Source organism: Candidatus Cloacimonadota bacterium (assembly GCA_028706475.1).
Lineage (GTDB): Bacteria > Cloacimonadota > Cloacimonadia > Cloacimonadales > Cloacimonadaceae > UBA5456.
In genome coordinates, this window is sequence record JAQWBI010000022.1 from 23002 (window position 1) to 30581 (window position 7580).

The 7580-nt window shown below is 44.7% G+C and carries 9 protein-coding genes; all 9 read right to left on the reverse strand.

The annotated features are described in order from the left end of the window. Window positions 1–195 precede the first annotated feature (195 nt). The 9 genes from PHF32_05565 to PHF32_05605 all read right to left on the reverse strand — a co-directional run bounded on the left by PHF32_05565 (window position 196) and on the right by PHF32_05605 (window position 7374). Window positions 196–1983: a hypothetical protein gene (locus PHF32_05565; GenBank protein MDD4560187.1), complete on the reverse strand. Its 1788-nt coding sequence runs from the start codon at window positions 1981–1983 to the stop codon at window positions 196–198. Next, on the reverse strand, window positions 1937–2719 hold the full coding sequence (gene rsmA, locus PHF32_05570) for a 16S rRNA (adenine(1518)-N(6)/adenine(1519)-N(6))-dimethyltransferase RsmA (protein ID MDD4560188.1): 783 nt from the start codon (window positions 2717–2719) through the stop codon (window positions 1937–1939). The genes PHF32_05565 and rsmA overlap by 47 nt, the downstream gene beginning before the upstream one ends. Before the next feature lie 58 nt (window positions 2720–2777). After that, complete coding sequence (locus tag PHF32_05575; GenBank protein MDD4560189.1) at window positions 2778–2954, reverse strand: hypothetical protein; 177 nt, start codon at window positions 2952–2954, stop codon at window positions 2778–2780. A 79-nt stretch (window positions 2955–3033) separates the two neighbouring features. Then, complete coding sequence (locus tag PHF32_05580) at window positions 3034–3492, reverse strand: hypothetical protein (GenBank protein MDD4560190.1); 459 nt, start codon at window positions 3490–3492, stop codon at window positions 3034–3036. A 4-nt stretch (window positions 3493–3496) separates the two neighbouring features. After that, on the reverse strand, window positions 3497–4600 hold the full coding sequence (locus PHF32_05585) for an FAD-binding oxidoreductase (GenBank protein ID MDD4560191.1): 1104 nt from the start codon (window positions 4598–4600) through the stop codon (window positions 3497–3499). A gap of 9 nt (window positions 4601–4609) precedes the next feature. Next, window positions 4610–5197 carry an Rnf-Nqr domain containing protein gene (locus tag PHF32_05590; protein ID MDD4560192.1) on the reverse strand — a complete coding sequence of 196 codons (588 nt, stop codon included), beginning with the start codon at window positions 5195–5197 and terminating at the stop codon, window positions 4610–4612. Next, on the reverse strand, window positions 5197–5793 hold the full coding sequence (locus tag PHF32_05595; protein MDD4560193.1) for an NADH:ubiquinone reductase (Na(+)-transporting) subunit D: 597 nt from the start codon (window positions 5791–5793) through the stop codon (window positions 5197–5199). Before PHF32_05595 ends, PHF32_05590 begins: the two co-directional genes overlap by 1 nt. Continuing rightward, the gene (locus PHF32_05600) at window positions 5780–6454 is read right to left on the reverse strand and encodes an FMN-binding protein (protein ID MDD4560194.1); all 675 of its coding nucleotides are present in this window, start codon (window positions 6452–6454) and stop codon (window positions 5780–5782) included. Before PHF32_05600 ends, PHF32_05595 begins: the two co-directional genes overlap by 14 nt. Beyond that, window positions 6451–7374, reverse strand: a complete 924-nt coding sequence (locus PHF32_05605; GenBank protein ID MDD4560195.1) for an RnfABCDGE type electron transport complex subunit D — start codon at window positions 7372–7374, stop codon at window positions 6451–6453. The genes PHF32_05600 and PHF32_05605 overlap by 4 nt, the downstream gene beginning before the upstream one ends. Between the last annotated feature and the right edge of the window lie 206 nt (window positions 7375–7580).

Below are 7580 nucleotides of genomic sequence, written 5' to 3' on the forward strand. Positions count from 1 at the left end.
ATCACAAAGATGCCTGGGCATTTGTGATGCTAGAGGAATTACGTTGTAATGCCCTTTGTGTAGGGGGGATGCAAATTTGTCCCAGTCTTGTCCGCTATATAGTGTATGAAGGAAGTAAATTCCGGGGATCTTTGCTGTGAATAGTGTGTATAAATAGTGTGAGAAAAAATGTAGAGGGGATAATGGAGGTGGGGATTAGAACACAATGCTCAGGTTTATGGAACTGCGCCAATCAATCTCCTTGAAATCTTCAGATATGGGGCTTAAGCTTAATTCCACATAACTCCCATTGTCGAAAGTCCAATAAGTACCTGCAGTGAGGGAGTATTCTTTCCATGTACCCCAGCTATACCGCGGGGCGAGGCTGTAGTAAAAAGTATCAATATCGTGTTTGATGGTAAGTCCGGCAAGATAGCGGCGGTTTTTGCTGCGAATATTGTAGTATTCTCCCTGCTTCTCCCCGTATTGGTTTTCTTCGTAAGAGAAATTGATATCGCTGAGGAATGCTGAACCGGAATGGCTTCGATAGGGCAAAGCAAGCCAATATTCATCGCCCGCCCGGGCTACGTAGGGGTAACTATCGAAGACTAGTTTGTAGCTGCAGCTCAACTGTCGATACAGTTTGTCGGTGCGGGAATTCTTATAATGGTAATCGGTATAATCTGTGCGAACTTGATAAGCTTGAACGAAGGCGAGGCGATCACCAAAGAGAATTTCTGCTTCCGGATTGAAGGTGAAGCTTTCCAGGCTGTGGTTGTTGGCAGAAAGTAAGGCGTTCATATAGATATCGTCTCGCATAGAGTAATAAAACCAGTTTGACATGCGCAGAAAATCGTGATAATAATGCTTCCAGCCCAGGCGGGCACTTCTGGTACGAAGATCGTTGTCCCAGTATTCATTGGAAGGGAAGCTGGTACGTTGCAGGACGATGCCCATACCTACAAAGAGAGAATCCTGCGGACTGTATTCCCAGCCCGATATTGCATTGAGAATGCGATTTTCGATATGACGGGTGTTTTGTTCGATATTGAAATCCTTGATGGAGATATTGTGGGCAGCATTGAGTTTCAGATTCAAGGTAGGCAGTATCTTGTAGTTTATGGCCAGATCAAGGGCATTGTAGAATTCTCCGTTGTTGCGGATCGTGTTCTCTCTTAACCTGATGCGTTTCTCCGTATAGTTTTCTCCAAGGCTGAGGATTATTTTTGAGTGAGGTGTGTATTGCAGAGTACCGAAAACATTCATACCGTGGCGTTTTTGTTCATCATGTTTTTGGTAAATGCTGCGTTCATCTTCTAAGCTATGACTGATGGTGTAGATATCGTCCAACCGGTGATCAAGGTTGATTCCGCTTTCCCAATCAATCTTGTCGGATGCGGCGTTGAAATCCAAAGCAGCACGGATGTAACGGTAGGATTCCCAGTTCATTTCTTTGGCCTCCACATTTCCCCTGAGACCGGCAGAGACGGCTGAACCTTCGTAGCGGTAGGAGGCATCGGAAGCAAGCTGAAATCCATCACTACTGCGATAGTTATCGTGCAGATAGCGGTCTTGTTCGTTGCGGATAAGGCCATGAGCCTGTAATCCCAGAAGAAGGCTATCCAAGGGGGACCAAAACAGTCCATAACCCAGTTTTCCGTTTTTATTGATGTAGGCTGTGGGCTCCAGATCGCTGGAATCGAAATAAGACTCGTAGTCCATCAGGAATGTGTGGGTAAGGTGGTTTCGGGAGTATGATAGAGAGCTACCGAGCATGGAACGGCGAGTTTCCTGATTGAAATTCATCCGGTCTTCCCAGGAGCTTTGTCCATAAATGTTCACACCTGTGTTTGCATACGGATTCATAGAATATTGCAGAATTGATTCCAAGAGGCGAACATTGTCGCTATTGTAATGATAGAATTCAATACCGCTGGATTGAGCGCAAAGAGAAGCGCTACAGCTCAGCCACAGTATCGCTAAGACGAATGAACTCTTTTTCATCCAGAGTCTCCGCACGACGGTTGAAATCTATGGCAGTCCGTTGTTCCAAATAATCCATCTCTTTTTTCCCTACCAGGAAAACCAGATTGTTTCTTAGTGTTTTGCGGCGATGAGCAAAAGCAGCATTGATAACATTATTGAAGCATTGGGGATTGGCAATGTAGGGCACTTCTTTGCGGGTTTGCATAATGATCACTGCCGAATCCACCTTCGGAACCGGCTCAAAGCACTCCCGCTTTACCATAAAGGCGGTTTTGATGTCGTAACAAAGACCCAGCTTGATAGTAAGAGGACCATAATCCTTCTTTCCGGGTTTAGCAGAAAGGCGTTGAGCTACTTCCTTCTGGACCATCAGAACCAGATGGTGGAAATGTATGTGATGCTCCTGTATGAGATAAAGCAGGGGAGATGTGATCTGGTAAGGGATGTTTGCAATGATCTTGAGGGGTGAGTATCCCAGTGCGATTTGTTGTGGCCAGTTGAGTCGTAGAATGTCCGTGAGGATAAGTTGCATGTTGTCACCGAAACGTTCATGGAGCAGGTTTGACATGCGTTTATCCAGTTCAAAAGCTTCCAGAACAGCACCTCGTGAAATAATCTCATGGCTTAGAATACCGGGTCCGGGACCGATCTCCCATATTCTTTCGCCAGGTGAGATGTCACCCAAATCCGCAATCTGGGACGCTAATGCGGGATCCTTGAGAAAATGCTGTCCGAGTTCTTTTATTGCTTTCAAAATTAGTAGCAGTAATAAGAAAGGGAGAGCAGCGCTCTCCCAAACCTAGTGTGAGATTTTAGGCCTCAAGCTTTTCGGCTGGAGTGCTTTTGCAGACCTTACAGACCTTGATGGCCTTCTCGGCGCTTTTTATTTCGTACATCAGCTTTACACCGGTACGATGGCAGTGAGGGCATTCGCCGCGACCATGATCAGGCATGGATCTGAGGGTTTTGCCACGGTTATTCTTCGCCATGTGGAACTCCTTATATTCATTACTCTATAAATATCTTACGATAATACCACAATTGACGAAGGGCTCATGTAGTCAATGATTATTTTTGGAAGAGCTCATTAACCAGCTCGTCCGGCTCTAAACGAAAGTGAGATTTTTTTCCTTCGAAAAAGTGATGTGCTCTTATCAAGTGTATATTTAGAGCGGAGTATGTGAAGCTCTTGCCGGATCTGGTATTGGTTACGGTGGTGTAGCTCTTGCGATATATACCCTGATGCATAAATGGACAGGGTAGATATCCGCGCACAACTTCAGTTTCCACCTCGTAAATACCATCAACAACCGTATTACTCTCGAAAGCATCAAAACTCTGCTGTTGAAAGTATTCCAGTCTGTCGGCAATCTCCTCAGGAGTCTTTCCTAGCTTGTTTAGAGTCTTTTCATCATCGGCTATTATCTGTATAAAATCTCTTCTGTCAGTTCCCAAAAAACCGCCATAAGTAATTACTCCGGGCTGCATTTTGGCCATTATCTTGGATTCTAGTGGAGTTTGTTTCATAATATCACCCAAAACTGTCGTAGTAGATTTTGTCTTCAGATAGTCCATACTCAATCAGCGATTTGGTAACCGCATTTACCATACCAGGACTTCCGCAAAGGTATGCTTCGGTGTTTTGCGGATCTCGTATCGCGTCTTTGAAATACGGCATTACAAAACCCGTCTTTCCACTCCAGTTTTCTTCCGGAAGGGCATGGGAAAGAACGGGGACATATTCGAACTGTTCAAATACTTTCTCGAAAGCCCTGAACTCCTCGGTGAGATATAGATCCTTGGTAGTGCGGGCGCCAAAGAAGTATGTCATTTTTCGCTTTGTTCCTACCTCCTGTAAGTGCTCAAGTATGGATTTTATCGGTGCTTTTCCTGAACCTCCGGCTACGAACAGGATATCCGCATTGGTGTCACGCAAATAGAAATCTCCATAAGGTCCGGTAAAATTTACTTTGTCTCCAACTTTTAGGATTCTATGAACCCAGGTGCTACAGATTCCTTCCGGAACCAGGCGGATTATCAATTGGATACGGTCGTTTAGTTCCGGTTTGGAAGATATAGAGTATGCACGCATGACTTTTTGCTTTACTTTTCCATACGGTTCTGTCTCCAATTGGACGTATTGGCCGGCTTTGAAGTCGATGGTTTCGCCCTGTTGAAGTCTGAATGTGATGCCTTTGATGTCATATGTGTAATCAATTATTTCTTCGATTATAGAGTGGAATCTGCGAATGTTGAAGATGGATTCGGGAATCTCAATCTTGATATCACTTTTTACTTTTACCTGGCAGCTTAGGCGCATTCCTCTAGCTTGTTCTTCTTTACTAAGTAGTGGTCTTTCAGTAGGTAGCAGCGGACCTCCTCCCTCAAAGACCTTGCATTTGCAAGCACCGCAAGTGCCTCTGCCTCCACAGGCGGAAGGGATGAAGATTTGATTGTCGGCAAGGGTCGCCAAGAGAGAATTGCCTCCTTTCACTGTGATATCCTTTTTGTTATTGATGTTCAGAATTACCTCACCATAATTACTGAGCCAGCGCTGTGCAAGCACAATGATAAAAGCCAGGATAACACCGATTGCGCTCATCAGGGCGATATCGTCAATAATTCGTTGTAACATCAAATCTCCCTATTGAATCTGAACAATGCCGGAAAAACCGACAAAACCAAGTGCCATTATACCTGTTATTATGAGGCTGATACCCGCGCCCTGCAATCCTATGGGAACCAGCTTTTCTTTCAGCTTTCGGCGGATACCAGCAAGCATAAGGATAGCCAGTAACCATCCGATCCCGCTTCCCGCTGCGAATGCTATGGATTGGATGAAGTTATAATTGCGGATAATCATGAACAATACAACTCCAAAGATTGCGCAGTTTACCGTGATCAGAGGGAGAAAGATTCCCAAAGTATAGTACAACGCTGGAGCATAGCGTTCAATCAGCAATTCCAGAAATTGCACAAAAGCCGCAATAACAATGATAAACACAATATACTGGAGATATACGATTTCGAAAGGAACCAGGATGTAATTGTAAACCAACCAGTTCAATGCTGCAGTAACAGTAATAACGAATATTACAGCAGTTCCCAAGCCCAGGGCGGATTCGATCTCACGGGATACCGAGAGATATGAACACATACCCAGAAAGTTCGTAAGTAAGATATTGCTGGTGAAGATTGCAGCCCAAAACAGAATAAATCCGCTGATATCCATTATACTTTCGCCTTATAATAGTGTGTGTTGATTATCCAGATGAGTATCGCCAGCAGGAAAAAAGCGCTGGGAGCCATAACCATGATGCTCCAGTTTGTCCACCAGGAGCCAAGAACTTTGAATCCAAAGATGGTGCCAAAACCAAAGAGTTCCCGTACAAAGGAGATCATGAGCAGAACGAGTGTGTAGCCGGTACCAGCACCGATACCATCGATTAGAGAATCAATAGGTGAGTTTTGTGAGGCAAAAGCTTCCGCTCGGCCCATCAGGATGCAATTTGTAATGATTAATCCGACATATGGTCCCAGTTGTTTACTGATCTCGGGTAGATTGGCCTTCAGGAAAACGTCCACGATTATCACATAAGATGCTATAATTAGCGTTTGCACCATCATTCTGACGCTTCTGGGAGTCCAATTGCGGATCAGGGAAATCGTGAAATTCGACAGGGCTAGGGAAAAGATTACGCCCAAACCCATAATCAGGCTGTTCATCATCAGGTTGGTAACCGCCAAGGCTGAACAGATGCCCAGTATCTGTCTCCAGATGGAGTTTTCTTTGAATGCAGCGATGCTAAATATCTCAGTCTTTTTCATTTGCTTTCGTTCCGTAATACTTGTATATGTAATTGAACTCGTCCTGTAACATCTTTATTACCGAGTCCGAGGTAATGGTGGCCCCGGTAACGCGCTTTAGCTGACTATCATTTACCGGACTTTGGGCTTCGGCTATAAACTCATATTTCTGAGTAACATCATCGGAGGAATCAGGATTCACAACAAAGAGCCGATTGCGGAATTGATCCAAAAACCATTCTTCTTCGATGCGAGCGCCCAAACCCGGAGTTTCTTGTTGATCTACGATGGCTAAGCTATAGATCGTGCGGAAGTCGGTGCTAGTGGAGACCAGAGCTCGCATTGATCCCCAAAGCCCCTTACCTCCGATTTCGAAACAATAGGCTACAGTGCTGTCATGCACCACAGCGCGATAGACCTTGCGTTCAAAACCCTTATCTTCCATGCTTTGGACGTATTTATGGAAAGATTCCGGATATGCTGCCGTGATATCATCTGCAGAACCAGCATCAGCATCGGCGATAGCTTGCGCTAGAGTACCGAGAATGCGTCTCTCGTAGGTTTCAGTTAAATAGGCTTCTATCTTGCTTTCACTCAGTCGGTACATCACGCTGAGGATACCGGTAAAGATCAACACTATTATCAGCATGAAGACTATGGGGAACCAGAAGCTATCTTTCATTTCCTGCCTACCTTTTCCAGACAGTATTCAATAAGCGGCATGAAAGCGTTTGTAAGCAACAAAGCAAACATGAAACCTTCAGCAAATAGTGAGAAACGGCGAATGAAGACAGTGAGGAAACCGATTAGCAAACCATAGATCCAGATACCCCAGTTTCCTTTGGGGGAAGAAACAGGGTCTGTAACCATAAATACAGTGCCGAACAAAGCACCACCACTAAGGATAAGGTAAAGGGGATTTTCTGAAGGGTAAAAGAGCCAAGTAAAGAGGGTAAGAGATAGTAAGGTAGCAAGCATGGGCTGCCACTTTGCTGTTTTTGTGACAATCAAGTATATGCCTGCAAGAATGATCAACAGGGCAGATGTTTCTCCAGCAGACCCGGAAACAAAGCCGAATAAGGACTCTCGCATGCTATACATTGCCTCTCCGCTGGCTCTGAAGCTGTTCAGAATGGTTGCACCTGTCTGCATCGAACTTTCCACCGTCCAGCGTGCAAAACCTCCGGGAAAATCACTCATCACGTAGGGCTTTAGCCAAGAAATTGTCATCTGATTCGGGAATGATATATACACAAAAGTGCGCCCCAAAATAGCCGGATTGAAGATATTGGCGCCAAAACCGCCAAAAACCATCTTCCCAAACACGATGGATATCACTGCAGCAAGCGCAGACATCCACAAGGGGATACTTGGAGGTAGGGTGAGCGCAACCAAGCTACCAGTAACAAATGCCGCCATGGAAACCTTGCCAGCTTTCTTGCTGCGCACAAAGAGGTATTCACTGATAAAAGCGGCAATATTGGCTACCGCTACGATGGCAAGTACCCTCCATCCGAACAAGTAAATCGCAAACAGAGTGATCGGGATTAGCGAGTATAATACCCTGTTCATCATCTGCTGTTTCATGATTCTTTCAAACATACAAAGACTTTCCTTCAATTTCATATATTACAATATAAGCACTCTGTAGTGAATGTGTCAACTACAAATATAAATTATTCTGACCCTGTCCCATTTTTTACACCACTTGTAAAGTGACACGTTTCTTATCGACATTGTTTTCATAGTTTTCTCTGTATTTTGCCGGAGGTAGGAAGTTTAGTGAGCTGTGGGGGCGATTGTAATTA

What these genes read in the sequence shown, in the direction of transcription:
- PHF32_05565 (MDD4560187.1), bottom strand. Translation starts at nt 1,983, where the DNA reads ATGAAAAAGAGTTCATTCGTCTTAGCGATACTGTGGCTGAGCTGTAGC.
- PHF32_05575 (MDD4560189.1), bottom strand. Translation starts at nt 2,954, where the DNA reads ATGGCGAAGAATAACCGTGGCAAAACCCTCAGATCCATGCCTGATCAT.
- PHF32_05580 (MDD4560190.1), bottom strand. Translation starts at nt 3,492, where the DNA reads ATGAAACAAACTCCACTAGAATCCAAGATAATGGCCAAAATGCAGCCC.
- PHF32_05585 (MDD4560191.1), bottom strand. Translation starts at nt 4,600, where the DNA reads ATGTTACAACGAATTATTGACGATATCGCCCTGATGAGCGCAATCGGT.
- PHF32_05590 (MDD4560192.1), bottom strand. Translation starts at nt 5,197, where the DNA reads ATGGATATCAGCGGATTTATTCTGTTTTGGGCTGCAATCTTCACCAGC.
- PHF32_05595 (MDD4560193.1), bottom strand. Translation starts at nt 5,793, where the DNA reads ATGAAAAAGACTGAGATATTTAGCATCGCTGCATTCAAAGAAAACTCC.
- PHF32_05600 (MDD4560194.1), bottom strand. Translation starts at nt 6,454, where the DNA reads ATGAAAGATAGCTTCTGGTTCCCCATAGTCTTCATGCTGATAATAGTG.
- PHF32_05605 (MDD4560195.1), bottom strand. Translation starts at nt 7,374, where the DNA reads ATGTTTGAAAGAATCATGAAACAGCAGATGATGAACAGGGTATTATAC.